This window comes from Polynucleobacter sp. AP-Kolm-20A-A1 (assembly GCF_018688315.1).
Taxonomy (GTDB): domain Bacteria; phylum Pseudomonadota; class Gammaproteobacteria; order Burkholderiales; family Burkholderiaceae; genus Polynucleobacter.
The window spans coordinates 1,515,442-1,540,470 of record NZ_CP061315.1 but is presented as its reverse complement, the minus strand read 5'-3'; the positions used below and the strand labels follow the sequence as shown (position 1 = coordinate 1,540,470).

At 45.6% G+C, this 25,029-nt stretch carries 32 protein-coding genes; 26 read left to right on the top strand and 6 right to left on the bottom strand.

Annotated features, from left to right (window positions below; genetic code table 11):
• Positions 1-22: 22 nt before the first annotated feature.
• From ahpF to C2745_RS07725, 3 genes are all read right to left on the bottom strand, one after another.
• A complete protein-coding gene (gene ahpF, locus C2745_RS07735; protein WP_215383954.1) occupies positions 23-1,600 on the bottom strand; it encodes an alkyl hydroperoxide reductase subunit F in 1,578 nt (525 codons plus the stop codon).
• Between the two features lie 102 nt (positions 1,601-1,702).
• Positions 1,703-2,266, bottom strand: a complete 564-nt coding sequence (ahpC, locus tag C2745_RS07730; RefSeq protein WP_215383952.1) for an alkyl hydroperoxide reductase subunit C — start codon at positions 2,264-2,266, stop codon at positions 1,703-1,705.
• Between the two features lie 180 nt (positions 2,267-2,446).
• A complete protein-coding gene (locus C2745_RS07725) occupies positions 2,447-3,124 on the bottom strand; it encodes a DUF1345 domain-containing protein (protein ID WP_215383950.1) in 678 nt (225 codons plus the stop codon).
• Between the two features lie 308 nt (positions 3,125-3,432).
• Here C2745_RS07725 and C2745_RS07720 point away from each other — a divergent pair, with 308 nt between their 5' ends.
• The 3 genes from C2745_RS07720 (at position 3,433) to C2745_RS07710 (ending at position 5,830) form a co-directional block, all read left to right on the top strand.
• Positions 3,433-4,542, top strand: coding sequence for a linear amide C-N hydrolase (locus C2745_RS07720; protein WP_215383948.1), 1,110 nt, complete (start codon positions 3,433-3,435; stop codon positions 4,540-4,542).
• Positions 4,543-4,549: 7 nt separating this feature from the next.
• Positions 4,550-5,188, top strand: a complete 639-nt coding sequence (locus C2745_RS07715) for a hypothetical protein (protein ID WP_215383947.1) — start codon at positions 4,550-4,552, stop codon at positions 5,186-5,188.
• A 90-nt stretch (positions 5,189-5,278) separates the two neighbouring features.
• On the top strand, positions 5,279-5,830 hold the full coding sequence (locus tag C2745_RS07710) for a phasin family protein (protein ID WP_215383945.1): 552 nt from the start codon (positions 5,279-5,281) through the stop codon (positions 5,828-5,830).
• A gap of 10 nt (positions 5,831-5,840) precedes the next feature.
• Here C2745_RS07710 and C2745_RS07705 read toward each other — a convergent pair whose 3' ends face one another.
• On the bottom strand, positions 5,841-6,740 hold the full coding sequence (locus C2745_RS07705) for a histone deacetylase (RefSeq protein ID WP_215383943.1): 900 nt from the start codon (positions 6,738-6,740) through the stop codon (positions 5,841-5,843).
• Entirely contained in the window at positions 6,737-7,111 is a 375-nt protein-coding gene (locus tag C2745_RS07700; protein WP_215383941.1) for a DUF2237 family protein, read from the bottom strand. The genes C2745_RS07705 and C2745_RS07700 overlap by 4 nt, the downstream gene beginning before the upstream one ends.
• A 62-nt stretch (positions 7,112-7,173) precedes the next feature.
• On the opposite strand from C2745_RS07700, the gene C2745_RS07695 reads away from it, so the two are divergent.
• From C2745_RS07695 to ccmI, 18 genes are all read left to right on the top strand, one after another.
• On the top strand, positions 7,174-7,584 hold the full coding sequence (locus tag C2745_RS07695; protein ID WP_215383939.1) for a thiol-disulfide oxidoreductase DCC family protein: 411 nt from the start codon (positions 7,174-7,176) through the stop codon (positions 7,582-7,584).
• A complete protein-coding gene (locus tag C2745_RS07690) occupies positions 7,581-8,135 on the top strand; it encodes a chalcone isomerase family protein (RefSeq protein ID WP_215383938.1) in 555 nt (184 codons plus the stop codon). The genes C2745_RS07695 and C2745_RS07690 overlap by 4 nt, the downstream gene beginning before the upstream one ends.
• Positions 8,135-8,683 carry a DUF3833 domain-containing protein gene (locus C2745_RS07685; RefSeq protein ID WP_215383936.1) on the top strand — a complete coding sequence of 183 codons (549 nt, stop codon included), beginning with the start codon at positions 8,135-8,137 and terminating at the stop codon, positions 8,681-8,683. The genes C2745_RS07690 and C2745_RS07685 overlap by 1 nt, the downstream gene beginning before the upstream one ends.
• Before the next feature lie 70 nt (positions 8,684-8,753).
• Positions 8,754-9,287: a superoxide dismutase family protein gene (locus tag C2745_RS07680; RefSeq protein ID WP_215383934.1), complete on the top strand. Its 534-nt coding sequence runs from the start codon at positions 8,754-8,756 to the stop codon at positions 9,285-9,287.
• Between the two features lie 28 nt (positions 9,288-9,315).
• The gene (locus C2745_RS07675) at positions 9,316-9,750 is read left to right on the top strand and encodes a DUF2452 domain-containing protein (protein WP_215383932.1); all 435 of its coding nucleotides are present in this window, start codon (positions 9,316-9,318) and stop codon (positions 9,748-9,750) included.
• 32 nt (positions 9,751-9,782) lie between these two features.
• Complete coding sequence (locus C2745_RS07670) at positions 9,783-10,763, top strand: quinone oxidoreductase (RefSeq protein ID WP_215383930.1); 981 nt, start codon at positions 9,783-9,785, stop codon at positions 10,761-10,763.
• A 164-nt stretch (positions 10,764-10,927) separates the two neighbouring features.
• Positions 10,928-11,347 carry a MarR family winged helix-turn-helix transcriptional regulator gene (locus tag C2745_RS07665; RefSeq protein WP_215383928.1) on the top strand — a complete coding sequence of 140 codons (420 nt, stop codon included), beginning with the start codon at positions 10,928-10,930 and terminating at the stop codon, positions 11,345-11,347.
• Positions 11,348-11,363: 16 nt separating this feature from the next.
• Complete coding sequence (locus tag C2745_RS07660; RefSeq protein WP_215383927.1) at positions 11,364-11,777, top strand: DoxX family protein; 414 nt, start codon at positions 11,364-11,366, stop codon at positions 11,775-11,777.
• 26 nt (positions 11,778-11,803) lie between these two features.
• On the top strand, positions 11,804-12,355 hold the full coding sequence (locus C2745_RS07655) for a flavodoxin family protein (protein ID WP_215383925.1): 552 nt from the start codon (positions 11,804-11,806) through the stop codon (positions 12,353-12,355).
• Between the two features lie 191 nt (positions 12,356-12,546).
• Positions 12,547-13,194 (top strand): cytochrome c biogenesis heme-transporting ATPase CcmA, encoded by a 648-nt coding sequence (gene ccmA, locus C2745_RS07650; RefSeq protein ID WP_251368315.1) that lies wholly within the window; start codon positions 12,547-12,549, stop codon positions 13,192-13,194.
• Positions 13,191-13,856: a heme exporter protein CcmB gene (gene ccmB / locus C2745_RS07645; RefSeq protein ID WP_215383923.1), complete on the top strand. Its 666-nt coding sequence runs from the start codon at positions 13,191-13,193 to the stop codon at positions 13,854-13,856. The genes ccmA and ccmB overlap by 4 nt, the downstream gene beginning before the upstream one ends.
• Positions 13,853-14,629: a heme ABC transporter permease CcmC gene (ccmC, locus tag C2745_RS07640; protein ID WP_215383921.1), complete on the top strand. Its 777-nt coding sequence runs from the start codon at positions 13,853-13,855 to the stop codon at positions 14,627-14,629. The genes ccmB and ccmC overlap by 4 nt, the downstream gene beginning before the upstream one ends.
• The gene (ccmD, locus tag C2745_RS07635; RefSeq protein WP_215383920.1) at positions 14,629-14,817 is read left to right on the top strand and encodes a heme exporter protein CcmD; all 189 of its coding nucleotides are present in this window, start codon (positions 14,629-14,631) and stop codon (positions 14,815-14,817) included. Before ccmC ends, ccmD begins: the two co-directional genes overlap by 1 nt.
• Complete coding sequence (gene ccmE, locus C2745_RS07630) at positions 14,814-15,248, top strand: cytochrome c maturation protein CcmE (RefSeq protein WP_215383918.1); 435 nt, start codon at positions 14,814-14,816, stop codon at positions 15,246-15,248. Before ccmD ends, ccmE begins: the two co-directional genes overlap by 4 nt.
• Positions 15,245-17,164: a heme lyase CcmF/NrfE family subunit gene (locus C2745_RS07625; RefSeq protein WP_215383916.1), complete on the top strand. Its 1,920-nt coding sequence runs from the start codon at positions 15,245-15,247 to the stop codon at positions 17,162-17,164. Before ccmE ends, C2745_RS07625 begins: the two co-directional genes overlap by 4 nt.
• On the top strand, positions 17,161-17,688 hold the full coding sequence (locus C2745_RS07620; RefSeq protein WP_215383914.1) for a DsbE family thiol:disulfide interchange protein: 528 nt from the start codon (positions 17,161-17,163) through the stop codon (positions 17,686-17,688). The genes C2745_RS07625 and C2745_RS07620 overlap by 4 nt, the downstream gene beginning before the upstream one ends.
• On the top strand, positions 17,685-18,164 hold the full coding sequence (locus tag C2745_RS07615; RefSeq protein WP_371742982.1) for a cytochrome c-type biogenesis protein CcmH: 480 nt from the start codon (positions 17,685-17,687) through the stop codon (positions 18,162-18,164). The genes C2745_RS07620 and C2745_RS07615 overlap by 4 nt, the downstream gene beginning before the upstream one ends.
• Positions 18,164-19,354, top strand: a complete 1,191-nt coding sequence (gene ccmI / locus C2745_RS07610; protein ID WP_215383912.1) for a c-type cytochrome biogenesis protein CcmI — start codon at positions 18,164-18,166, stop codon at positions 19,352-19,354. The genes C2745_RS07615 and ccmI overlap by 1 nt, the downstream gene beginning before the upstream one ends.
• A gap of 7 nt (positions 19,355-19,361) precedes the next feature.
• Here ccmI and C2745_RS07605 read toward each other — a convergent pair whose 3' ends face one another.
• Positions 19,362-20,129 carry an SDR family oxidoreductase gene (locus tag C2745_RS07605; RefSeq protein ID WP_215385658.1) on the bottom strand — a complete coding sequence of 256 codons (768 nt, stop codon included), beginning with the start codon at positions 20,127-20,129 and terminating at the stop codon, positions 19,362-19,364.
• A gap of 121 nt (positions 20,130-20,250) precedes the next feature.
• Between C2745_RS07605 and C2745_RS07600 the strand changes: the two genes are divergently transcribed.
• The 5 genes from C2745_RS07600 to C2745_RS07580 are packed head-to-tail and all read left to right on the top strand — an operon-like array spanning position 20,251 to position 25,029.
• Positions 20,251-21,552 carry a TAXI family TRAP transporter solute-binding subunit gene (locus C2745_RS07600; protein ID WP_215383910.1) on the top strand — a complete coding sequence of 434 codons (1,302 nt, stop codon included), beginning with the start codon at positions 20,251-20,253 and terminating at the stop codon, positions 21,550-21,552.
• 20 nt (positions 21,553-21,572) lie between these two features.
• Complete coding sequence (locus C2745_RS07595) at positions 21,573-22,553, top strand: tripartite tricarboxylate transporter substrate binding protein (protein WP_215383909.1); 981 nt, start codon at positions 21,573-21,575, stop codon at positions 22,551-22,553.
• A 15-nt stretch (positions 22,554-22,568) separates the two neighbouring features.
• Positions 22,569-23,324, top strand: coding sequence for a 2OG-Fe dioxygenase family protein (locus tag C2745_RS07590; protein ID WP_215383907.1), 756 nt, complete (start codon positions 22,569-22,571; stop codon positions 23,322-23,324).
• A gap of 13 nt (positions 23,325-23,337) precedes the next feature.
• Positions 23,338-24,696 (top strand): acyclic terpene utilization AtuA family protein, encoded by a 1,359-nt coding sequence (locus C2745_RS07585; protein ID WP_215383905.1) that lies wholly within the window; start codon positions 23,338-23,340, stop codon positions 24,694-24,696.
• 6 nt (positions 24,697-24,702) lie between these two features.
• Complete coding sequence (locus C2745_RS07580; RefSeq protein ID WP_215383904.1) at positions 24,703-25,029, top strand: hypothetical protein; 327 nt, start codon at positions 24,703-24,705, stop codon at positions 25,027-25,029.

The window sequence follows — 25,029 nt, the reverse complement described above, 5'->3', positions numbered from 1 at the left end:
TTCCTTTGAATAATTGGGTATTTTAAGCGGCTACCGCAAGTTCAGTCTCCACAACAGATGAACGGATGAGGTAATCAAAAGCGCCCAGCGAAGCCTTGGCACCTTCACCCATAGCAATGATGATTTGTTTGTAAGGAACAGTCGTGCAGTCGCCGGCAGCAAATACGCCAGGAAGAGAGGTTTCACCTTTAGCATCCACAATTACTTCACCATGCTTGGAGAGTTCAATCGTTCCCTTGAGCCAGTCAGTGTTTGGTAATAGGCCAATTTGTACGAAGATGCCTTCGAGTTCAATGGCATGCAAAGTGTCATTGGTGCGATCTTGGTAGCGTAAGCCGCTGACTTTGCTGCCATCACCGATAACTTCTTTGGTGAGGGCGCTCTTGATCACAGTAACGTTTCGCAGGCTATTGAGTTTAGTTTGTAAAACCGCATCAGCGCGCAATTTGCTATCAAATTCAATTAGGGTGACATGACTCACAATGCCCGCTAAATCAATTGCAGCTTCAACTCCAGAATTACCGCCACCGATAACGGCTACGCGCTTGCCTTTAAATAAAGGCCCATCGCAATGCGGGCAATAAGCCACACCCTTGCCACGATATTCTTGCTCGCCTGGTACATTCATTTCTCTCCAGCGTGCCCCAGTACTTAATATGACAGACTTGCTCTTGAGAACTGCCCCGTTAGCGAGCTCTAATTCAATTCCATTGCCAGACTTGCGTAGGGCAGCAGCACGTTGCAAGTTCATGATGTCAACTTCGTAGCTCTTTACATGTTGCTCTAAAGCTTGGACTAATTTAGGACCTTCGGTATGCTCAACAGAAATAAAATTTTCAATTCCTAAGGTATCCATTACTTGACCACCAAAGCGCTCAGCAATCACACCCGTGCGGATGCCTTTGCGGGCTGCATAAATAGCGGCTGAAGAGCCAGCTGGGCCACCACCTACCACTAGAACATCGTAAGGTGCTTTTGCGGAAAGCTTTGCAGCCTCTTCTTGAGGGCTGGCAGTATCCAAATTAGCCAGAATCTCTTCAACACTCATGCGGCCCTGACCAAATGCCTCGCCATTCACGATGACTGTTGGCACGGCCATAATTTGATATTGATCTACCAGCTCTTGGAAGAGGGCGCCATCAATCATCTCGTGTTGGATATTTGGGTTGATTGCCGCCATAAGGTTAAGGGCTTGAACAACGTCAGGGCAGTTATGGCATGACAGTGAGATAAAAGTCTGAAAGCGCAACTGACCATCCAAATGACGAATGCGATCCAGAACCTCTTGCTCTACTTTCGGTGGGTAGCCACTGGCTTGCAAAATTGCCAAGATAAATGAAGTCATTTCATGACCCATTGGTAGCCCAGCAAATGTAATGCGTGCTGCATCATCTGCTTTGCTAACAGTGAAACTGGGGATGTGATTAGCTTTGCCGTCGGTCTTGACAGTAATTTTGTCAGACTGCTCAGCTACTTCATTTAGCAACTCGAGCATTTCTGCTGACTTTTCGCTGCCATCTACAGATGCAGTGAGAACAATTGGGCTAACGATCTTTTCAAAGTAGACCTTTAGCTGTGATTTGATATTGGTATCGAGCATGGCGGGTTCCTTGATCTGTTGTTTGGTGAGTCTATTGGGCAGAACTTCATTCTCCCCAATAGACTCTCCGAAGAGAGTCTATTAATTCAATACAGCTTCCGCTTAGATCTTGCCTACGAGGTCTAAAGAAGGAGTTAATGTTGCTGCGCCTTCTTTCCACTTAGCAGGGCAAACTTCACCTGGGTGTGCTGCTGTGTACTGTGCTGCTTTGAGTTTGCGCAATGTTTCAGAAACATCACGAGCGATTTCATTGGAATGCACTTCTGCAGTCTTAATGATGCCTTCAGGATTGATGATGAATGTGCCGCGCAATGCCAAGCCTTCTTCAGGAATGTGCACGCCAAATGCATTAGTCAAAGTGTGTGTTGGGTCGCCAACGAGTGGGAACTTTGCTTTTCCTACTGCAGGAGAAGTTTCGTGCCAAACTTTGTGTGAGAAATGTGTGTCAGTTGTAACGATATACACTTCAGCACCCATCTTTTGAAATTCAGCATAGTTCTCTGCTGCATCTTCAATTTCTGTTGGGCAGTTAAAAGTAAATGCTGCTGGCATGAAAATCAATACTGACCATTTGCCTTTGAGGCTCTCATCGCTAACGGTCACGAATTTACCGTTGTGGAAAGCTTGAGTTTTGAATGGCTGTACTGCGGTATTGATGAGGGACATATTGCGCTCCTTATTTGGGTTAATCGGTATGTAACAACAGACCCCATTTTGAGCTTGAACAGTATATTTGTCTAATGAATTAAATTAATATTAATTATCGATTTATTCGATAATAAGAAAAGACCCCAAATGGAGTCCCGGTAGGCCATTTAGGCTATTTCGAGCGATTGCTGAGAAGCATTAGTTAAAGGCGACTACCCCAGAAATCAGATTGATTGCCAAAGCAAGCAAGGAAGCATTGAAGGCAAACGCGGTCATACCTTGAATCATGACTAAAAAGCGTATACGTGAGCTAGCGATATTGACGTCAGCAGTTTGGCAAGTCATACCAACCACCATTGAAAAGTACAGAAAGTCTACGTAGGTGGGCCTTAGTTTTGATGCAAACAGTAAAGGCGCTTCTTGTGTTTTTTGAAGCTCTTGATAGTAGACATGTGCATAGTGCAGAGCAAATGCAGTGTGCACAAAAAGCCAGGAGACGATGTAGGTAGTTAATACGAGAGCGATGTACTGTGCTGCCACTGAGAATGGGAGGGATTTGAGTCCCGACAAAATAATCACAATGGCAATGAGGCTAGCTGCCGCCCCGAAAATAATGATGAGCAGGATGACGGCAGCGCCATCATCCTCCTTCTTGGATAGCGTGAGGATATTTTCTTCGGATGAGAAATACATCATGAAGTAGCTAAGCAAAAGATATAGACCTCCAGCTGCCGACCAAGACAGAGCCAAGCGTGCAGCTAGGACGGTTTCAGGGGATAACAGGAAATAGGTAATCAGCCCTGCAGCGGCGCCAATGGTAAGTCTTAATGTGGCGCTTAAGTGGTGCCAGTGCTGTGTCCAGTGATGTGCTTTCATATTGGTAATAGTATGCACTCAAAATGGAGGGCTCTTGCGGTCAAACGAGCTTGTGACAAGTGCTGTTCTGGGCGAAAATACTGGAATTAAACGCCTATGAGGGGAATGAAATTGCGTAAGAATTTGCGAAGCTGGGCTTTAGTTGTCGGTTTGTTGGCAATTCTTGGGGCGTGCATTGGGGCGTATATTAGTACTCAGCCAGCAGAGGCTGATGTATCCAAATTAATGGATCTCCCCATACCTGCTTTTATTAGAAGTGCTTAAGCTTTATTTTCAGTAATTATCAGAATTCAATTCGAGGAATAGTTATGAGTCAAAAAATGATTAAAAAAATCGTTGCTACTTCAGTGGCGGTAACGCTTGCGCTTGCCCCCATGGTTGGAAGCGCTTGCACTAGCTTCACATTGAAAGGCAGTGATGGTGGCTTGATCTATGGCCGCACTTTGGAGTTTGGCATGCCTCTGAATTCTCAGTTGGCCGTTATGCCTAGAGATTTTGCGATGAAGGGTGTGGGTGTTGATGGCAAGCTTGGTACGGGACTTAATTGGAGTACCAAATATGCTGTTGTAGGAATGAATGCGCTTGGCCTTCCCATGTACGCAGATGGGATGAATGAAAAAGGGTTAATCGGCGGCATGTTTAATGCGCCTAATAGTGCAGTATTCCAAGCGGTTGCACCAGCCGAGTCCGCCAATAGCATTAGCTCCGCCCAGGTAGTTACTTATGCTTTGACAAACTTTGCAACGGTCGATGAGGTTAAAGCGGGTTTGCAGAAAATTAAAGTAAATCGCTCTACGATTGCTGCTTATAACAATCAAACGGTCGCAGTGCATTATTCATTTCATGATGCTAGTGGCAAGAGTGTAGCTATTGAGTATCTCAAAGGTGAATTAGTGATTACCGACAATCCAGTGGGTGCATTCACGAATGACCCTCCTTTTAGAGATCAGCTAAAAAATATTGGTAACTATGTAAATCTCTCGAAAGTTGAAAAGCCTGCTTTAGTGATCAATGGCGCATCTTTTACTCCACCTAGTTCAGGTAGTGGGTTGCATGGTTTGCCAGGGGACTATTTGAGTCCTAGTCGTTTTATTCGAGCAATTTTCCTTTCCGATTCGGTACCTAAGGCATTTACTGCAGCGCAAATGAATAGCGCTGCTTGGCACATCATTGGTGGTTTTGATATTCCTCCGGGAGCCGTCACTTTGCCAGCAAGCAATCCCTATGGAGGCGGTACTGGCGGGTATGAGGTAACCGAGTGGAGCGTTGTGGCAAATAATAAAAATATGACCTACAGCAGCAAAATGTATGAGAACACCAATATCTACACTTATGACCTCAAGAAAATGGATGTCAATGCCAAAGAGGTGAAGTACATTAAATTAGATAAGCCTTTATCTACGATCTCAATTAACTAATTCCTTTATGTCAGCAACACTTCATCGAATTACTCGTATTACTACCGCAGCATTACTTGCGGTAGTTTTTTTGGTAGGCTGCCAATCTACAGGCAAGGATGGCAAGCCTCTCACTCAAGAGCAAATTGTTCAAAAGCGCAATGCCACTCTTCAAATGTCTAAGACCGGTCTTGATGCTTTGATCAAACAAAACCCCGCGGTTAAAAAGCAAATCGATCAAGCTGCAGGCTATGCCGTTTTCAGTACCACTAACGTCAACGTGGTTTTGATTGTGGTGGCGCGCGGAGAAGGTGTTCTTTTTGATAAGAGACGTAAAGAGCCAGTATTTATGCAGGCGCTTAAAACGGGCGAGGGCTTGGGTGCTGGTTATCAGGATCAATATCAGATTGCCATTTTTAAGACCCCGGGGGCAATTGACCAGTTCTTGATGACCTCGATAGATGGGCAGCGGGGTGGTGTAGATGTGGATGCCAATTTCTCAGCTGGATCTGGCGGAACGATTCGTTCTTTCAATCCGGATATCACTTTTTATACGGTAGGTCTTTCTGGGTATGATCTACAGGCTAACTATGGCGGAACCTTATATTTAGTTGATCAGCAATTAAATGATGCAGCTACCTTGAGCGGTTTGCCAAAGAAAAAGTAATTCAGCCACTCATCTACTGGTATTTCTCTATAGAAAGCCTTCTGAAGCGGAGTAGATTGGTATCTATCAATCCCCACCCGAAAGGTCGATATGAGCAAGAAATCATTTGATACAAAGGTTGTGCAAGGTCAGCAACGAGCAGTTGAGGCTACTAAAGCTGCTGGAAGGGTGGCGATTGAAAGTGCGCAGGCTATTGCCCATATTAATCAGCAAGCTACGCAAGAGCTTGCCGAGTTAATACAAAAGCGTGTTTCAGAGCTGATGAAAACCCAAGACCCCAAAACTGCGTTTGACTATATTCATGCTGAAGTATTGCAAGATGCGGCTAAAGAGATTTCTCAATACCACAATCAATTGCTTCAGGTATTAAAGAGTGGCAATCAAGAGCTTACTGATATTGCGGAGAAAATGATTCAAGAGTCAAAGGCCGATTTGATTCATTTTGTTAATGACGCTACCGATAATGCACCACTGGGGAGTGAAGCGTACGTTTCGGTATTTAAGACATCATTCAATAATGCCCTGCAAAATTTTGAATTGATTCGTGCCGCAATGGCAGACTCTTTCTCTAACTTTGAAAAGAGTGTTGAGAATGTTAGCAATCTGTCGGGCGTCAAAGCTGCCCCCAAGAAAAAGAGCTAAACGCTACAGCTTAATATTGCTTCTGAAAGCGCAGTGCGGTTTGAATGGTTTGAAAGTGAATATCTACAGTAGATGTGATTTCTTTGCCATAACCGCCTGCCATGGAGAAGGCCAGGGGTAGCTTTTTATCTAGGGCGTACTGAAAGACCGCTTCATCTCTTAAACGCATACCTTCTTTACTGATCTTTAGTCTGCCAAGCCGATCCCCTTCATGAGGATCTGCTCCAGCTAAATAGATGATGCAGTCTGGCTTGAAACGATTATCGAGTTGATCGAGGCAGTTCGCTAGTGATGAAAGGTAGGTTTCATCATTGCAACCATCGGCTAGGCCAACATCCAGATCGCTCACTTCTTTTTTAAAGGGGAAATTATTCTCGCCATGGATGGATAGGGTGAAGATAGAGGGGTCATTTCCCAAAATTGAAGCTGTTCCATTTCCTTGGTGGACATCTAAATCAATAATTGCAACTTTGAGTTTTGAGCTCACCTCTTTTTGAAGGCTGCGTGCAGCAATCGCTGAGTCATTAAAAACGCAAAACCCGCTGCCGGTATCGCGATAGGCATGATGTGTGCCACCAGCCAGGTTAGCTGCAATACCTTCTTGCATTGCAGTTTTTGCTGCTGCAACAGTAGCGCCTGCCGATCTGCGTGAGCGTTCAACCATTTTCTCGCTCCACGGGAATCCAATTTCTCTTTCTTCTTGAGGGGTTAACTTGCCCCCAATAATTTTGATCAGATAATGAGGATCGTGAGCATACAGAATTTGCGTGTCTGAAGCTGGTGGCGCTTCAACAAGTTCAACTCCTTCAAGCTTTCCCACCAAATCTCGTAAGCGCGAGTACTTTTCCATTGGGAAGCGATGACCCTCTGGAAGCGGTAAAACAAAATGATCGGTATAAAACGCTTTCAAGTTTCACTCGAAAATTGTTGCAAAGTCTCCAGTGATACCGTTTCCAATGCTTTGATATGAGTACTCTCTAGTTTGAGCAAGGGCGCGCATCCAGCCTCCAGTGCCTCAGTCCAGCGCTTAATGCAAAGACACCATTGATCTCCAGGGGTTAGACCTGGAAACTGATACTCCGGCCTAGGGGTAATGAGATCATTGCCACGCTCCAGGCTAAATTGCAAAAATTCTCGAGTAACAACCGCACATGCTAAATGGCTACCAATGTCTTCTTCATTGGTTTTGCAGCAACCATCTCTGAAAAACCCTGTTAGCGGGTCAAAGGAGCAGGGAATCAAGGGTTGCCCAAATACATTGAGCGCCACTTCCTTTTGCATAAATACTTTCTATGATTTTGTCACCAGCCAGTTTATTGAATAAAGCTTAAACTTGCTCAGAGATGACGCAATTGGAAAAACTTACTTTGTTTTACGATGGTGCCTGCCCTTTGTGTCAGGCAGAGATTCTTTTTTTGTCTGGCAGAAACAATGCGGGCTTACTCGATTTTATTGACATCAACTCTGATCGCTTTGATTCAGACAAGATCGGCATTTCATGTGCGACTGCCTTGGCGGCGATGTACGGACAATTCGCGAGTGGCACATTAATTCATGGAGTACCTGTTTTTTCTGAGGCCTATCGCAGGGCCAACCTCCCAGCCTTAGCCTGGTTATTTTCTAGGCGCATACTTCAGCCTGTATTGCGGCTTGGCTACCAATTTTTTGCCAAAAACAGACATGCAATTTCAAGCCTCTTTGGCCCAGTAGCATTGCGTTTGGCAAAACACCATTCGTCAAAGGTAGGCCAATGAAGATCCTCAAATTCTTGTTGGTGGTTTGCGCCCTCAACCTTTCCCTTTTTACTAGTGGATTTGCGCGCGATCTAAATCCCATTGAAACAGGCCTGAATCCTGCAAAGCTTCAAGGAAGCGGCAAGCTCACTTGGTGGGGTTTACATGTTTATGACGCAGCTTTTTATCGTTCAGGAAGTTTTACCTCTCCTGAATTTGCATTGCACTTGAAATATTACAAATCATTTTCTGGAGCCTCTATCGCCAATCGCAGCGCGGATGAGATGAAAAAAATTGGCGTACCTGATACGCAGGCAACTCTGTGGGGTAAAGAGCTTTCGGCGCTCTTGCCTAATGTTGAGTCTGGTCAAGCATTGACGGCAATTTATACCCCTAAGCTAGGGACTGTTTTCTATCATGATGGAAAACAAGTTGGACAAATTTCTGGAGCTGAATTTCCAAAAGCCTTCTTTGGTATTTGGCTTGATCCAAAGACAAGCGCACCACAGCTGCGCACAGAGTTACTTGGACAAAGCTGTCCGCCACCACTTTTTAATGAGGTCTGCAAATAATGAAACGCTCCCTATCTAGTTTTATCTTGCTAATTTTTTGCGGTTTATTTTTGGTCTCATGCTCTAGTCCTCAAGTATCCCAATACGCAAATGAAAAGCCGGCGCTAGATTTAAGTGAATATTTTTCAGGCACGATTGATGCCTATGGAATCTTCACTGATCGCAACGGCGAAGTTAAGAAAAGATTTACGGTGTTGATTAAAGCGAGCTGGACTGTGGTTGACGGCAAGAAGGTCGGAACTTTGGATGAGAGCTTTGACTACTCTGACGGGACTAAGCAAAAACGGATTTGGACTTTGACTGAGCAATCGCCTGGCAAGTTTGTTGGTCGCGCGGACGATGTTGTTGGTAATGCGCAGGGTGACCTGGCTGGTAACGCTCTGAACTGGACATATACCCTGGCATTGCCGGTAGACGGCACGATTTATCACGTGCAGTTTAATGATTGGATGTACCTAGTAACCCCCAAGGTAATGCTCAATAAGGCAAAAATGAGCAAGTTTGGTATCGATCTGGGCGAGGTAACTTTGAGCTTCTATAAGCGCTGAGCAAAAGACCTGGATTTGTGTCACACTTTCCTGGAGGCTGTCATTGAACGCCAATACCCAGGAGACGCAAATGAGCACTAATTTAAGAAATATTTCGATTGCATTATCGGCTGCTGGTTTATTGGCATTAGTTGCTTGCCAATCCATGGAGCAAGGAACAGGCCAAAAGGCAAGTGCAAGCCTTGAATCTAGATCCGGCTCAAAAGCCAAGGGTGATGTCACCTTTACTTGGCAAGGCAGTGATGTTCTGATCAATGGATCATTTTCAGGTCTAAAGCCAAACTCTGAACAAGGGTTCCATGTGCATGAAAAAGGCGATTGTTCAGCCCCTGATGCTACTAGCGCAGGCGGTCACTTTAATCCTGAAACAAAATCTCATGGCATGCCGAATAGCGGAATGAATCATGCTGGTGATTTGCCAAACATTAAATCTGATGCAAATGGCAATGCAACTTACACAGCTAAATTGCATGGCTTTGCGGTCAATACTGGCCCATCCGGAATTCTAGGTCGTTCAGTAGTTGTGCACCGTGATCCGGACGATTACAAATCTCAGCCAGCCGGCAATTCTGGTCCTCGAATTGCATGTGGACTTATTAAGTAATCACGTTTTTTGATATTTGGGGCATTAAATGAGAATTGAAGATACCGATCCAGCAAGACATGCTGGCATTGAATATCCAATGGAGGTTGGTGCCCCAGTATTTGCACCTATCAAGGTTGTCGAAGAAAAAGATAAGGCTGTCAATGTCGCGCGCCAAAATGCAAAGCAAGAATATGAGCGCATCATGGAGCAAGCCGAAGTATTAATGAAGCAGGCAAGAGCGTTACAGGCCAGGCTAGATGCGACTGAGATGGTACATGGTGCAAAATTTAGCTTTAATCCCATTCATGGAAAAATCTACCATCTTTATTACGACAGTAGAAACTCTGTGAATGTTTTAATTCAGAATGGTCCAAAAGAATGGAGTTGCGGTATTCCTGATGGCTGGACTTATTCTATGGCAGTAAAGAAGTTGGGTGACAGTACTTGGGCGGTGATTGAAGAAGACGCCCTTACTGTGTGATTTTTTCAATATAAAAAATAATAAGGTGACACGTGACAAAAGCTCGAGTTGTTAGTCTTTCTGAACTTGGTAGTGCAGACGTAATCAAGTTAATCGATAAAGAATTGCCTGCCCCAGGTAAGGGTGAGGTACAAATCCGTCAAACCGCTGTTGGTTTTAATTTCATAGACGTGTACCAGCGCTCAGGTGTTTATCCACTAGATATGCCTACAGGTCTTGGCCATGAGGGTGTTGGCGTGGTTGAAGCTTTGGGTGAGGGTGTCACTGGTCTTAAGATTGGTGATCGCATTGTGTATATGAACGCCGGTATTGGCGCATACGCAAGCGCACGCAATGTACCTGCTGATAAATTAGTTCCGCTGCCTAGCAATATTGCCGATGAAGTTGCAGCCGCTGTATTTTTTAAGGCGATGACTGCTCAATATTTGGTGCAAAAAACTTACAAAGTGAAAGCAGGTGATGTAGTTTTGGTGCATGCTGCCGCTGGTGGCGTTGGTCAAATTCTGGCGGGCTGGGCAAAAGCCTTGGGCGCCTTTGTGGTGGGCACTGTTGGCTCTCCAGCTAAATTTGCCGCTGCCAAAGAAGCAGGTTGCGATGTCGTGGTTGATTACTCCAGTTCAAATTGGGTGGAAGAAGTGATCAAGGCAACTGGCGGTAAAAAAGCAAATGTTGTCTATGACTCAGTTGCTAAAACTACTTTCTTGGGTTCACTAGAATGCACAGCGCCTTTTGGAACTGTTGCTTTGTTTGGCGCAGCCTCTGGCCCAGCTCCAGAGATCCAGCCTGAGATTCTGAATAAGAAGGGTTGTCTATTTTTAACAAGGCCTTCCGTATTTCCGCATAACGCCACTCCAGCGCTGCTCCAGGAAAATGCAAAGGCAGTATTTGATGCCATCGCTAAGGGCCATGTGAAGGTTCAGATTGGTGCAAAGTTTCCGTTAGAGCAGGCGGCCGATGCACATCGCGCAGCTGAAGGGCGTAAAGTGTCTGGCGCTATTGTGCTCATTCCTTAATCTTCTTGGCTTAGTAATACCAGCCCCGCTACGGCGGGGTTTTTCATGCCCTCTCACCTGCAATACAAGGTTATGACTATGTCATTGAAAAACCTTTTTGGGGTGCTTGATTTTAGTTCGTATTAGTACTAAACTAGTTCTAGTTAGTACTTTATGGATATTTAATGAGTTTCCTGCCCACCCTAAGAAATTTGGTTTCTGCATATCAAGCATTTGAGCGTTATTCCGCGCCTGATGTCAAAGCAATGGGTTTGACTACAACACAGTTCGACGTGATCGCTACATTGGGCAATCAACCGCCGATGACTTGTAAAGAGTTGGGTGAAAAAACATTGGTAACCAAGGGAACTCTCACTGGCGTATTAGAGCGCCTTGAGGCTAAAGGAATATTGGAGCGCAAATTAAACCCTGAAGATGGGCGCAGTCAAATGATTGGCCTCACTCAAAAAGGGAAAGCATTATTTGAAAAGGTATTTCCTGCGCATCTAGAACACTTGGCAAAAGCATTTAATAAGTTGGATGAAAAAGAACTAGCAGTAGTTACTAAGTCTCTTCAATCACTTAACCATATTTTCACAAATTAATTTTTTAGGAGTTGATATGCATTCACTTTCAAAACCATTCACACTGATTGCCAGAATTTTGTTAGCAGCAATTTTTATTTCAGCAGGATTCTCTAAGCTATTTGGCTTTGAAGGAACAGTGGCCTATATCGCCTCAAAGGGATTGTCTGCACCTGTTGTGTTGGCGGCCTTAACGGTAGCGCTCGAAGTGCTGGGTGGAATTGCTATTGCCATTGGTTATAAAGCTCGCATAGCTGGCTTTCTACTGGGGGGCTTTACCATCTTGGCAGCTTTTGTTTTCCATAACTTCTGGGCTGTACCGGCCGACCAGGCTTACCTCCAGAACATTATGTTCATGAAAAATCTCAGTATGGCTGGAGGATTATTTTTAGTTACAGTATTTGGCGCAGGCAGTCTTTCTGTTGATGAAAAAATTGCGATAGCCAAATAATTACATTTATTTAAAAGAAGAAAGATATGACAAAAATTGCCGTGGTATTTCATAGTGGTTATGGCCACACTGTAAAACAAGCTGAAGCAGTTGCTAAAGGTGCCAATGGCACATTGATTGCCATCGATGCCGAAGGTAATATTACCGATGCGCAATGGGCAACCTTAAATGAGGCTGATGCAATCGTGTTTGGCTCCCCAACTTATATGGGAACGGTGAGCTGGCAATTTAAGAAGTTCGCTGACGCATCTTCCAAGCAATGGTTTTCTCAGCAGTGGAAAGACAAGGTGTTTGGCGGGTTTACAAACTCAGCCACAATGAACGGTGACAAGCATTCCACTTTGCATTATTTCTTTACTTTAGCAATGCAGCATTCTGGTTTATGGGTTGGTACTGGTCTTATGCCTTCTAACTCTAAGGCTGCTAAACGAGATGACGTGAACTATGTCGGCTCTTCTGCCGGTGCAATGATGCAAACCCCTTCTGATGCGAGTGCTGACGAAGTGAATGCGGGCGATTTGGAGACTGCAAGACTCTATGGCCAACGTATCGCTGAAATCACAAAACGTCTCAAATAAGCGGTTTACGGGTTGAGCGGACCAAAAACCACCTTCGGGTGGTTTTTTATTTCCCATCGCGGTCGGTTTATAATTCTCTAAGCAATTGAATTAAAAGAGATTATTCTCAAAATCCACTTTTGCTTGTTTGACAGCGTCTATACGCTCTTGGACAATGCCTGGGGTGGTTTGACGTAAGCCACAAGCCTTTCATGACAAACAATATTTCCCCAATCTCCGGTAATAAACACTATGTGCTCGAAGCCCGCGCTTTAACTTGCGTGCGAGGTGAAAAACAACTTTTTTCAGGCTTAAATCTGCGAGTAGCCTCCGGAAATTGCTTGCATGTTCGAGGTGAGAACGGAGTTGGTAAAACAAGTTTGCTGCGCCTTTTGACTGGCTTGGCTAAGCCGGAGTCGGGCGAGGTTCTTTGGGGTGATGAATCCATTGCATCTAATGCGATTGCTTATCACCGCGATCTTTTGTTTCTGGGGCATAGGGATGCCCTGAAGGAAGACCTCACGGCTTTAGAAAATTTACAAATGTATGCGGCACTGGATGGTGTTGCATTGAGTCACGAAAAAGCGTTGGCTACTTTATGGCGTTTTGGTCTACGTGGTCGCGAAGACTTGCCAGTGAATTATTTATCTGCAGGACAGAAGCGACGCGTCCTAATGGCGCGAATGTTAACTCGTCAGGCCAAGCTATGGATCTTGGATGAGCCGTTTAATGCTCTCGATGTGAAGGCCGTACAAGAACTGCAAAGCTTGATTGCAGGGCAGCTGGAGGATGGTGGCTTGGTGATTTTCACTAGCCATCAAGAGGTGAGTCTACCTAATGTGCGGGTGCTCGACCTATGAACGCCTTGCTAACAATGATTCACAGGGACTTACTCTTGGTCATGCGACGCAAGAGTGAGGTGCTGACTGCCTTGTTCTTCTTTGTGGTGGTGACCAGTCTATTCCCGCTGGGTATCGGTGCGGATGCTGCATTGTTGCGCAAGATTGCTCCGGGAGTGATTTGGGTGGCCGCTTTGTTATCTACCCTGTTGGGTTTGCACCGCATGTTTGCTTCTGACTATGCGGACGGCGCGTTGGAGCAGTTGGCGTTAGCGCCTCAACCATTGGTATTTTTGGTGGCAGGAAAAATTATTGCGCATTGGCTTGTTTGCGGTTTGCCGCTCGTGCTCTTGGCTCCTATTATTGGTATTCAGTTTGATTTAGATGCGAGCTCTTTATATGTGTTGATGGGTACGCTTTTATTGGGAACCCCAGTGCTCTCATTGCTGGGGTCCATTGGTGCAGCCTTAACTCTGGGTGTAAGGGGCGGTAGCGTACTGATGAGTCTTTTGATTTTGCCTCTCTATATACCGGTGCTGATCTTTGGTGCCGGCGCTGTCTATGCCAATAGCGTGGGTCTGGATACATCAGGCCATTTTTCATTGCTGGGCGCATTATTGATTTTGGCTTTAGCATTTGTACCTTGGGTAAGTAGTGCTGCTGTAAAGATTGCGATTGAATGAACCAACCAAATAACTCCTCCTTTTCTGAAAACCGCTTGATTAACTGGTTTAAGTTATCAAGCCCGAGCACCTTCTATCCGGTGGCAGGCAAGTTAATTCCTATTTTTTGGGTGCTTGCAGGGTTATTTGGCGCCGCTGGTTTATGGGTGAGTTTTTTTGTGGCACCAGTAGATGCCGTTCAGGGTCAAGGTTATCGAATAATTTTTATCCATGTGCCTGCCTCATGGATGTCGATGTTTATTTACTTAGTCATGGCTATGTGGGCTGGGTTGGGATTGGTATTTAATACACGCCTATCTGCCATGATGGCTCAAGCGCTTGCGCCTATTGGTGCGTGGATGGCCTTCCTGTCTTTGTGGACAGGTGCCTTCTGGGGTAAGCCAATGTGGGGTGCTTGGTGGGTTTGGGATGCTCGTCTGACATCAGAGTTGATATTGTTATTTTTGTATTTAGGCTTTATCGCTTTGCAGGCCTCTATTGATAATCCACGAAGAGCTGATAAAGCTGGCGCAATCTTGGCGTTAGTTGGGGTGGTGAACATACCCATCATTTATTTCTCGGTGAAATGGTGGAATACCTTGCACCAAGGTGCGTCGGTTTCTTTAACCAAGGCGCCCGCTATGGCCCAGACCATGCTGTTAGGAATGTTATTAATGGCCTTATGTTTCTGGATGTACTCGATTGCAGTAGGCTTGATGCGAGTCAGGACCATCATTCTGGAGCGTGAGGCTCATGCTGATTGGGTGAGACAATTGAGCGAGGTTAAGAATTAATGTGGAATAGTCCTTCTGAATTCTTTGCTATGGGTGGCTACGCACTTTACGTGTGGAGTAGTTTTGGTGTTTGTGCTTTGGTGATGCTGATAGAGCCTTTGGCAATTCGTGCGCGCTTCAAAGCAGTTATTCGCAGACTTCAACAAGAGCGCCTAGCAGAGCAGTTTGATAAAGAGAGCAGTAAGTGAAACCTAGACATAAACGTGCAGTCATCATTGTTGCAGCTCTCGCTGTCATCGGAGTGGCCGCACTTCTGATTTTGAATGCGCTAAATAGCAATATAGCTTTGTATGTCACCCCAAGCGAGGTTGCCGCTGGCAAGGCTCCCAATGGTCAAGCATTTAGGATTGGCGGTATGGTGAAAGACGGGTCAGTCAAACGCGACGGACTTACAGTGCATTTTGTAATTACCGATATGGCAAAAGATATTCCAGTGGCTTACACCGGCATTCTTCCCGATTTATTTAAAGAAGGTAAGGGTGCGGTGATTCAGGGTCGCCTTAATTCGAATGGCGAATTTGTAGCTAGTGAAGTGTTAGCAAAGCATGATGAAAACTATATGCCCCCCGAGGCTAAGCATGCTCTAGATCAGGCACAGAAAAACGGAAGTAATAAATGATTCCTGAGTTTGGGCATTACGCATTAATACTTGCTCTTTGTGTTGCTTGCATACAAGGGATCTTGCCTTTAGTTGGCGCGCATTATGGTCGCCGTGAGTGGTTGGTATTGGCTAGACCAGCGGCCCAAACAGTTTTTCTCTTGCTTGCCATTGCATTCGCAATTCTGGCTTGGAGTTTTTACATAAATGACTTTTCAGTGCTCTATGTGGCGGAGCATTCCAATTCCCAGCTGCCAGTCGTTTATCGTCTAGGTGCGGTATGGGGTGGGCATGAGGGTTCTTTGTTGTTATGGATTTTCTTATTAAGTACGTGGACGATTTTGGTTGCTCAGCTCTCTAAGGCTTTAGATGAGTTCATGGTGGCGCGAGTGATTGGTGTTCTAGGGCTTGTGACTAGCGGTCTCCTATTGTTTGTGTTGACTACGTCCAGTCCCTTCACCCGTCTTTTACCTGCAGCGCAAGATGGCCGCTCATTAAATCCGCTCTTACAAGATCCTGGATTGGTCTTTCACCCGCCGATGTTGTACATGGGCTATGTTGGATTTTCTGTGGCCTTTGCATTTGCTATCGCCTCTTTGTTGTCTGGCAGATTAGATGCTGCCTGGGCACGTTGGTCCCGACCTTGGACCACTGCAGCTTGGATATTTTTAACACTCGGTATTGCTCTAGGTTCTTGGTGGGCATATTACGAGTTGGGCTGGGGTGGTTGGTGGTTCTGGGATCCAGTTGAGAATGCTTCTTTTATTCCTTGGTTAGTTGGAACTGCGCTTCTGCACTCATTGGCGGTTACCGAGAAACGTGGTGGATTTAAAAGCTGGACCGTATTGTTGGCAATCACTGCTTTCTCACTCTCTTTATTGGGAACATTCTTAGTCCGCTCGGGCGTACTCACATCTGTTCATGCTTTTGCAACAGACCCAAGACGCGGCATCTTCATTCTGATCTTTTTGGCTTTAGTGGTTGGATCTTCTTTAGTGCTGTACGCATGGCGTGCGCCTAAGAGCGCTCTAGGCAGTAAATTTAGTTTGAGCTCAAGAGAAACCTTCATCTTGCTAGGCAATGTATTTTTAGTAGTCTCCGCTGGCTCGGTGTTGCTTGGCACTCTTTATCCATTGCTGATCGATGCACTTCACTTAGGTAAGATTTCTGTCGGCCCTCCATATTTCAATAGTGTGTTTGTGCCCATCATGATTCCTTTATTGGTATTGATGGGGATTGGACCTTGGACGAGCTGGAAAAATACCAATCTAATTACCGTAGTTAAGCGCTTATGGGTCGCAGGCTTGGTTGCAGTATTTGCGGGTGTCGCTATCCCGCTCATCATGGGTCAATTTACTTGGTTGGCGGGCCTAGGGTTCTTATTGGCTTTCTGGGTGATAGCTTCAGGTTGTCTGCAAATCATTCGTCAAGCAAAAGCAGGTAAACCCACTCGCTCATTTATTGGTATGCAAGTTGCCCATCTTGGAATTGCTGTGTTTGTGATTGGCGTCACAATGGTTGGCGCGTACCAAGAAGAAAAAGATGTACGCATGTCAGCAGGCGATACGGTTTCTGTTGGCGGCTATCAAATTCAGTTACAAAGCGTTGCAGCTGCAATGGGTCCAAATTATCAAGCGATGCGTGGCTCATTCTTATTAATTAAAAATGGCAAAACAGAAACAACGATGTATCCAGAAAAGCGTAGTTATTTCTCTTCCACGATGCCAATGACAGAAGCGGCTATTGATGCAGGCTTAACTCGTGATATCTATGTTTCCCTTGGCGAAGAGTTGGATGACAAATCTTGGGCTGTACGCGTTTACTACAAACCTTTTGTAGATTGGATTTGGGGTGGTTGCTTGTTAATGGCGCTTGGCGGAGTCTTGGCGATCTCAGATAAACGCTATCGCATCAAATTGAAAAAGCAGATCTCATGAAGGCAAAATTTTTAATTCCTTTGCTGCTATTCGTTGTTCTGGTTGTCTTTTTAGCAATCGGCCTCAATCGCGATCCACATGAGGTGCCGTCACCTTTAATTAATAAAGCAGCGCCCGCATTTGAAGTGCCTCAGCTTGCAGAGGCTAACAAGACTTTCTCTCCGGCTAGCATGAAGGGGCAGGTTTGGATTTTGAATGTGTGGGCCTCTTGGTGTGTTGCGTGTCGCGAAGAGCATCCAGTGTTGGTTGAGCTAGCTAAAGCTCAGGTAGCACCTGTCATTGGTTTGGATTACAAAGACAAACGAGAAGACGCTTTGGCAATGTTGGCAAAACAGGGAAATCCATACCTCTTATCGGCATTTGATGCGAATGGACGTGTTGGAATTGATTACGGCGTTTATGGTGTCCCAGAGACTTATGTGATTGATAAGGCGGGCATCATCCGGTTTAAACATATTGGCCCCCTTACTCTAGAAATCTTGAATCAAAAGATTTTTCCTTTGGTAAGCGAGCTCAAGAAATGATGAAGCGCTTTTTGCTCATTGCCTTATGCGCCCTTAGCTGCGGCATTTCTTATGCCAAGGATGCTGCTCCATTGGCTGATGATCCGCTGACTGAGCAGCGTCTAATCAGCATCTCCGAAGAAATGCGCTGCCTGGTTTGTCAAAATGAGTCACTTGCGGGATCCCGCTCTGATTTGGCAAATGATTTGCGTCGAGAAATTCGCATCCTGATTAAAGAAGGTAAGAGCGACGATCAAATCAGAACCTTTATGGTCGAGCGCTACGGAGATTTTGTTTTGTATCGCCCACCCGTTAAGCCAATCACCTGGCTGCTTTGGATTGGGCCTTTTGTCATCCTTCTCATCGGTATCTTTGGGCTGTTAGGATATTTGCGCAGAAGAAACAGCAGTGTGCCCAGCACCATTTTGACGGATGAGGATAACCAAAAAATTGATGCCTTACTAAATAACGCCGGCAAAGAAGATAAGAGCAATTAATGACCAGCTTTCTCATTCCAGCATTTCTTTTATTGGCCTTGGTCTTGGTGCTCCTATTGCGCCCCTTTATATTTCCGGCAAAAGGCGAACTCACTTCTCGCCGTCAAATGAATGCCGCGATTTATCGTGATGAACTGGATAAGTTAGAGGCTGAGCGTGTTTCTGGTGTGATTAACTCAGTTGATTATGAAATCGCTCATGCAGAAATGCGGCAACGTTTATTTCAAGATACCAGCGAAGAAGATGATCGTGCTGTCATGGGCTCAAGCAAGAAAACAGTGGTTGGCCTTTGTATTTTTATCGTTTTACTATCATCTGGCATGTATTTTTCATTGGGTGATGCGACGCGTGTTGCTGAAAAAAATGCAGAGCAGCCAATGACTCGTGAGGGTGTTGAGAAAATGGTTGCCGAGTTTGCGACCAAGATGGAAAAAGATCCAAGCAATTTGAAGGGTTGGGCTATGTTGGCTCGCTCCTATCGCATTTTGGGCCGCAATCAAGAGGCGGCCGTTGCCTATGAACGCGCGGGTAGTTTTATTGACTCTGATCCTCAGTTGTTGGCTGATTATGCAGATGTCTTAGCAACAAATGCGAATGGTAGTTTTGCTGGTAAACCTACTCAGCTAATTAATAAAGCGCTGAAGTTAGATCCCAATAACTTGATGGCGCTTTGGCTTTCTGGAACTGCTTCCTATACTTCCGGAAACTATAAGGCGGCTGTTCAGGCTTGGGAAAAGCTAGCGCAGCAATTGCCACCTGGCACCGAAGAAGCACGCTCAATAGAAGGTTCGATAGCCGAAGCTCGTTCGAAGGGCGGTCTTCCTTCCGCAAGCCCTGTTGCAGCTGGCGGTAAAGTGATTAGTGGCACGATTGAGATTGCTGCCGACTTAAAGCCCAAACTAAAGGCTGGAGATATTGTGATGGTGATTGCCCGTCAGCCGGGAGAGCGCATGCCTGTGGCAGTGCTAAAGACTGCCGTATCTGAATTTCCAATGAGCTTCTCGTTGACTGATGCATTGGCTATGAATCCAAGCGCACCATTATCTAAATTATCGGAAGCCTCTATTGAAGTCAGAGTCTCCAAAACGGGTATGGCTATACCGGAGGCGGGGGATTTAATTTCTTCTGCAAAAACCGTCAAGGTCGGATCAAGTAATGTCCGACTCTTGGTAGACCAAGTGCGCCAATAACAGCTATTTAGCCTCTGCCTACAAAAGGCATATTGGTCGCCATAATGGTCATTGAGAGTATGTTGCTCTCAAGTGGTAGTTGGGCCATATGAAGAACTGCTTCTCCCACATGATTAACATCCATGCGAGGCTCAACCTTGATGGATTGATCTGCCTGCATGATGCCAGCCGCCATGCGCTCGGTCATTTCAGTAGCGGCATTGCCAATATCAATCTGACCACATGCAATATTGAATGGACGTCCATCTAATGCGATTGTTTTGGTTAAGCCGCTAATAGCATGCTTAGTTGCTGTATACGGGGCAGACATCGGTCTTGGTGCATGTGCTGAAATTGACCCATTGTTAATAATTCTGCCGCCCTGAGGTGATTGCGCCTTCATCATGCGAATTGCTTCTTGTGAGCAAAGAAACGCACCGCAGAGATTGGCGTTAACAACATTCATCCATTGTTCGTATGTTAAGTCTTCCATCGGGATCGCGGGCGCCCCCATTCCGGCATTATTAAAGAGTACATCGATCCTGCCAAATTTAGTCTTTAGCTGCACAAATAGTCTTTTGACTTCCTCGGGCTTGCCAACATCGCAGGCTACCGCCAGACAATTGTTTTCATTGCCACCAATGTCGCTGATTGCTTGTTGAAGTCGATCTAAATTGCGTCCAGTCAAAACGACTTTGTAGCCCCCTTTAAGGAGTGAATTTGCGGCCGCTTTGCCGATTCCGGTGCCAGCGCCGGTAACCAGAGCCACTTTTGTTTTGCTTGCATTCATTGTTATTTTGGGTAGATCAGAAAAACCCCATCTTATCTCGATTTAATTGGCAGGATTTCAATCTTTTACCTATTATTGTCCTCGGGGCATAATGCAAAAAACCAATGCCTCAATACCCGAGACTTTCATGAATTCCATTAAACGACAAATTTATAACCCCTTAGCTATCGTTGCTGCATTTTTTGCGGTTTTAATCGTTATTTTTGGGGTTTTATGGATCCTAATCCCACCCCCACCAAAAGTCATCGAAATGGCTACTGGATTTCAGACGGGGCTCTATTACCAATTCGGCGAGCGCTTAAAGGCCGAGCTAGGTCATGATGGTGTGAATCTCGAGCTAAAGACAACTGGTGGAACGGTTGATAATCTCGCGCTTCTTAATAACCCAGCCTCAGGCATAGATTTTGCGATGGTGCAGGGTGGCGTTGCTGACGTTGCTAAATATCCTAATTTGGTTTCTGTTGCAGGCATGTTTTATGAGCCGATTTGGGTTTGGTATCGCGAAAGCGCATTCAAGAATGATGGTGGTCAATTAAGAGTGCTAGGTCAACTAAAAGGCAAGCGAGTATCGATTGGTAATGAAGGCAGTGGCACCTTGGCTCTGAGTAATGCCTTATTGAAGATTAGCGGCCTTTCTGCAGACGAGATGCAAGCGCAGAAATTAAAGCCAGATGAAGCAATTGCCAAATTTAATAGCGGCGAATTAGATGCCATCTTTATCGTTGCAGCTGCAGAGGCTCCCATTTTGCAGAAGTTTTACGAAATTCCTGGAATTCGTTTAATGAACTTTGAACAGGCAGATGCATACACGCGTAACTTGCCATATTTATCTAAGGTTACAGTCCCAAGAGGGCTTCTCAGTATTGCCCATGACTTACCCCGTCAAGACATTCAGGTGATTGCTGCTACGGCTACCCTGGTTGCTAAGGACGACATCAGTCCTGCCTTGGTCTCTTTACTGCTTGGTGCTTCCTACGACATCCTCAAGTCTTATTCACGTCTACAAAAAACAGGCGAGTTTCCATCTGGGGCGGGTTTGGATTTTCCTTTGCATGTCGATGCTGAAATCTATTTAAAAGATGGACCCTCATTCTTGCATCGCCATCTACCTTTCTGGACGGCGGTATGGGTGGGGCGCTTTGTGAAAATTGTGATCCCATTGTTGGTGATCTTGATTCCGTTGTTCACCTATATTCCATCGGCGAAGAATTTCTTCCTTAGATTAAAGCTTGCGCAGGTTTATGAGGAGTTGAAAGTTGTGGAGAGAAATGCTTTAAACCCAGAATTGAGAGAAAAGAATCTGAAGGATCTAGAGTCTATCGAAAAGCGGGTTGGCAATATCAAAGTTTCTATGTTGGATGCTAAAGAGTTGTATGACCTCAAGGGGCATGTGGGGGATGTGCGAGCACGTTTAAATTTACATAAGTAATTTGAAGTTAGGAGACAAAAATGAATAAAACAAAAAGTAAAAAAATAAATACAGTTTTGGCGTCAGTTTTGGGAGGGTTCTTTTCGATTGCTGTTTGGGCACAGCCTTATCCAAATAAACCCATCTCTCTTGTGGTTCCGCAGGCTGCGGGCGGCACGAACGATATCGTTGCGCGTCTGATCGCTCCAGCTTATGGGGAGGCGCTTGGCACTTCTATTGTGGTTGAGAATCGACCTGGTGCCGGTGGCAATATCGGCACTCAAAGCGTAGCTCGCGCGCCTAAGGACGGTTACACCTTACTTCTCACAATCAATAGCGCTCAAGCAATCAACCCTTCTTTGTATAAGAACCCTGGTTTTGATCCAGTCAATGATTTTGTGCCGTTGTATTACATTGGCGCTACACCATACGTATTGGTTTCACCACCAGGATCACCTTATAAAACTTTGGCAGATGTTATCGCCGCGGCTAAAAAGAAGCCAGGGGAGTTGTCCTACGCTTCTGCAGGTAATGGAACAATTAGTCACTTATTGGGTGCCATGCTCAATACGAGTGCCGGCATTGAGATGCAGCACATTCCTTACAAAGGAGTAGCCCCTGCAATTAACGATGTTTTAGGTGGGCAAGTGCCATTGGCTTTTGCTAGTCTTCCATCCGCTTTGAATTACATCAAGGCTGGAAAATTGCAAGCTATTGCGATTAGTTCTGCCAAGCGCTCTAGCGCTGCTCCTGAGATTCCGACAATTGCTGAAACTTATCCTGATTGCGTAGGGGAGGTTTGGGTTGCTACATTTGCCCCAATGGGTGTAAGTGCAGATATTGTGAAAAAAAATCAGCAAGCAATGGATAAAGTCATGACTAGAGCAGATGTACGCGAGAAGCTCACTGCCCAGGGATTGGACTTAAATCCAGTGCCACCCGCAAAGCTAGGCTCTTTATTGAAGGAAGAGTTAGCTAAATGGGCAAAAATTGTGAAGGCGTCTGGGGCCCAGCTCGATTAGCTCTAAAATAAGTTCATGACTAACGCCACACTCGCGCCACCACTAACATCGGCTAAAGAGCTTGCAAATTCTTTGCGTAGCAATGGCTATGTCGTGGCATCTGCTGAGACAGTGGCAGAAGTTAGCAAGACTTCGCTTGCTGGGTTACAAAACCTAACGCAGTTTTGGGAGGGCTTGCCGCGTGATCCTTATTTGAAGGATGGTGGGCGCTACCGCTTTCGTCGTCATGCTAGTTATGAAATCAAAGGCGATCATCTTCATTTAGTGCCGCATCGTGCGCACTGGCAGTCTTTGAACTACAACGCACTACATGGTGGTATTGAGCGCTGGTTTGAGCCAGTTCAGGCCGATCTATTAAAAGATCCGGCATGGCAATCCGTATTACTGGGATTGGCGACCCTATTTAATGGCTTAAAACCAGTTACCACTTGGTTTGTTGAGGTACATCAATTTCGGATTGATACAACCGATGGCATTGGTCGACCAACACCAGAGGGCGCCCATCGAGATGGAGTCGACTTCGTTGCTGTTTTTCTGCTGGATCGCTCCGGTATTAAGGGTGGAGAAACCAGAATATTTGACGCAGGTGGTTCAGCGGGATTGCGCTTCACACTCTCTCAGCCTTGGTCAGCGTTAATCATGAATGATGAACGCATGATTCATGAGTCAACCCCTATCCAGCCTATTGGTAACTATGGGTATCGCGATACTCTAGTGCTCACTTATAGGTCCAGTGGCTTTCAAGATTCACCACAACACAGCCAACAATAAGTCTTTATAAAACGTGACTGATATCTATCGTGTTGCTTGTGCCGCTGGGTTTTCGGGTGATCGTACCGATGTTGCTAGGCCTTTAGTCGATGAGTTATTAAGACAGGGCGGCCCAAGCTGTCTTATTTTCGAAAGTCTGGCTGAAAGAACCTTAGCGCTTGCTCAGTTAGAACGACATCAGAATGCTCAGATGGGCTACGAACCTCTTTTATCAGAGATGTTGGAGCCCGTTTTGGCTGACTGCATCAATGGGGGCATTCCAATTGTTGGTAATTTTGGCGCTGCCAATCCTGAGGGCGCAGCAAAGCTGATTGCATCTATTGCGAAACAAAAGGGCTTGCCGAATATTCGAATTGCGATAGTGAAGGGCGATGATGTTTCGGCAGCAGCCTTTCGCTCAAAGCTTGAAGCATTACTTTCTCCCGAAGATCAAGCGATCTTGGCGAAAAGTACTTTGGTGAGTGCAAACGTTTATCTAGGCGCACAGGAAATTGCAAATGCATTGATTGCTGGGGCGCAGGTGGTGGTGACGGGAAGGGTGGCTGATCCTGCGTTAACAGTTGGACCATTGATGGCGCACTTTAAGAAAGATTGGAGCGACTGGGATTTCTTGGGTGCTGCCACTATGGCAGGGCACCTTTTAGAATGCGGTGCTCAGGTCACTGGCGGATATTTTGCAGATCCTGGCATCAAAGATGTTCCTGGCCTGGCTCAGGTGGGTTTTCCGATTGTGGAGTTTGATGCACAAGGAAATATTTGCGTAACTAAGCCACCATCTACCGGGGGCTTAGTGAATCGCATGACTGTAACTGAGCAACTCTTGTATGAATTGCACGACCCTGCAAAGTATTTAACACCAGATGTTATTGCTGACATTACTAAAGCGCACATTACCGATCTGGGTGGCGATAGGGTTAGCTTAACTGGCGTGCTAGGTCATCCGAAACCAGATACCTTAAAAGCGAATGTTTGTATTGATGGAGGCTGGCTAGCAGAAGCAGAAATTTCTTATGCAGGGTTTAATGCTTATGCGCGCGCCCAGTTAGCTGCGAATATTATTCGAGAACGTCTAAGTGATTTAGATTTAAGAATCGATTTTATTGGCGCATCCAGTATTTTCTCTGGCGATACCGGAGAGGGTCCGCAATTTAAATCCAAGGAAGGTTTTGAAGACATTAGACTGCGGGTTGCGGCAGCGCATGGCGACCGCAATCAGGCGCTTAGAGTATGCAGGGAGATTACAGCACTTTATACCTGTGGACCTGCTGGCGGCGGTGGGGTCCGAACCAGTCTGAAGCCTCGTCTCAATACTTTAGCTTGCTTTATCCCTCGAGAGTTGGTGAAGGCTTCTTATGAGTTCTTTGAGGGTTGAGAAGTCATGAATAAATCCATATCTTTGTACAAACTTGCGCATGCTAGAACAGGCGATAAAGGTAATCGATCTAATATCAGCGTGATTGCACATCACCCTGAAGATTTTTCTTTATTACAAAAAGAGTTGACTGAGGAAAAAGTTAAAGCCCATTTTGGATTTCGAAATCCCAGCGCAGTAAAGCGCTACGAGCTCCCCAATTTAATGGCTTTTAACTTTGTGATTGATGATGTGCTCGATGGCGGAGTCAATCTCTCTTTGAATCTGGATTCCCATGGCAAGAGCCTTTCTTACTGGCTCTTAGCGATGGAAATCAATATCGATTGTAAATAA

Excerpts from the sequence above, each read along its gene's own strand:
- ahpF (WP_215383954.1), bottom strand. The coding sequence starts at position 1,600 with ATGCTCGATACCAATATCAAATCACAGCTAAAGGTCTACTTTGAAAAG.
- ahpC (WP_215383952.1), bottom strand. The coding sequence starts at position 2,266 with ATGTCCCTCATCAATACCGCAGTACAGCCATTCAAAACTCAAGCTTTC.
- C2745_RS07725 (WP_215383950.1), bottom strand. The coding sequence starts at position 3,124 with ATGAAAGCACATCACTGGACACAGCACTGGCACCACTTAAGCGCCACA.
- C2745_RS07720 (WP_215383948.1), top strand. The coding sequence starts at position 3,433 with ATGAGTCAAAAAATGATTAAAAAAATCGTTGCTACTTCAGTGGCGGTA.
- C2745_RS07715 (WP_215383947.1), top strand. The coding sequence starts at position 4,550 with ATGTCAGCAACACTTCATCGAATTACTCGTATTACTACCGCAGCATTA.
- C2745_RS07710 (WP_215383945.1), top strand. The coding sequence starts at position 5,279 with ATGAGCAAGAAATCATTTGATACAAAGGTTGTGCAAGGTCAGCAACGA.
- C2745_RS07700 (WP_215383941.1), bottom strand. The coding sequence starts at position 7,111 with ATGCAAAAGGAAGTGGCGCTCAATGTATTTGGGCAACCCTTGATTCCC.
- C2745_RS07695 (WP_215383939.1), top strand. The coding sequence starts at position 7,174 with ATGACGCAATTGGAAAAACTTACTTTGTTTTACGATGGTGCCTGCCCT.
- C2745_RS07690 (WP_215383938.1), top strand. The coding sequence starts at position 7,581 with ATGAAGATCCTCAAATTCTTGTTGGTGGTTTGCGCCCTCAACCTTTCC.
- C2745_RS07685 (WP_215383936.1), top strand. The coding sequence starts at position 8,135 with ATGAAACGCTCCCTATCTAGTTTTATCTTGCTAATTTTTTGCGGTTTA.
- C2745_RS07680 (WP_215383934.1), top strand. The coding sequence starts at position 8,754 with ATGAGCACTAATTTAAGAAATATTTCGATTGCATTATCGGCTGCTGGT.
- C2745_RS07675 (WP_215383932.1), top strand. The coding sequence starts at position 9,316 with ATGAGAATTGAAGATACCGATCCAGCAAGACATGCTGGCATTGAATAT.
- C2745_RS07665 (WP_215383928.1), top strand. The coding sequence starts at position 10,928 with ATGAGTTTCCTGCCCACCCTAAGAAATTTGGTTTCTGCATATCAAGCA.
- C2745_RS07660 (WP_215383927.1), top strand. The coding sequence starts at position 11,364 with ATGCATTCACTTTCAAAACCATTCACACTGATTGCCAGAATTTTGTTA.
- C2745_RS07655 (WP_215383925.1), top strand. The coding sequence starts at position 11,804 with ATGACAAAAATTGCCGTGGTATTTCATAGTGGTTATGGCCACACTGTA.
- ccmA (WP_251368315.1), top strand. The coding sequence starts at position 12,547 with ATGACAAACAATATTTCCCCAATCTCCGGTAATAAACACTATGTGCTC.
- ccmB (WP_215383923.1), top strand. The coding sequence starts at position 13,191 with ATGAACGCCTTGCTAACAATGATTCACAGGGACTTACTCTTGGTCATG.
- ccmC (WP_215383921.1), top strand. The coding sequence starts at position 13,853 with ATGAACCAACCAAATAACTCCTCCTTTTCTGAAAACCGCTTGATTAAC.
- ccmD (WP_215383920.1), top strand. The coding sequence starts at position 14,629 with ATGTGGAATAGTCCTTCTGAATTCTTTGCTATGGGTGGCTACGCACTT.
- C2745_RS07625 (WP_215383916.1), top strand. The coding sequence starts at position 15,245 with ATGATTCCTGAGTTTGGGCATTACGCATTAATACTTGCTCTTTGTGTT.
- C2745_RS07620 (WP_215383914.1), top strand. The coding sequence starts at position 17,161 with ATGAAGGCAAAATTTTTAATTCCTTTGCTGCTATTCGTTGTTCTGGTT.
- C2745_RS07615 (WP_371742982.1), top strand. The coding sequence starts at position 17,685 with ATGATGAAGCGCTTTTTGCTCATTGCCTTATGCGCCCTTAGCTGCGGC.
- ccmI (WP_215383912.1), top strand. The coding sequence starts at position 18,164 with ATGACCAGCTTTCTCATTCCAGCATTTCTTTTATTGGCCTTGGTCTTG.
- C2745_RS07600 (WP_215383910.1), top strand. The coding sequence starts at position 20,251 with ATGAATTCCATTAAACGACAAATTTATAACCCCTTAGCTATCGTTGCT.
- C2745_RS07595 (WP_215383909.1), top strand. The coding sequence starts at position 21,573 with ATGAATAAAACAAAAAGTAAAAAAATAAATACAGTTTTGGCGTCAGTT.
- C2745_RS07590 (WP_215383907.1), top strand. The coding sequence starts at position 22,569 with ATGACTAACGCCACACTCGCGCCACCACTAACATCGGCTAAAGAGCTT.
- C2745_RS07580 (WP_215383904.1), top strand. The coding sequence starts at position 24,703 with ATGAATAAATCCATATCTTTGTACAAACTTGCGCATGCTAGAACAGGC.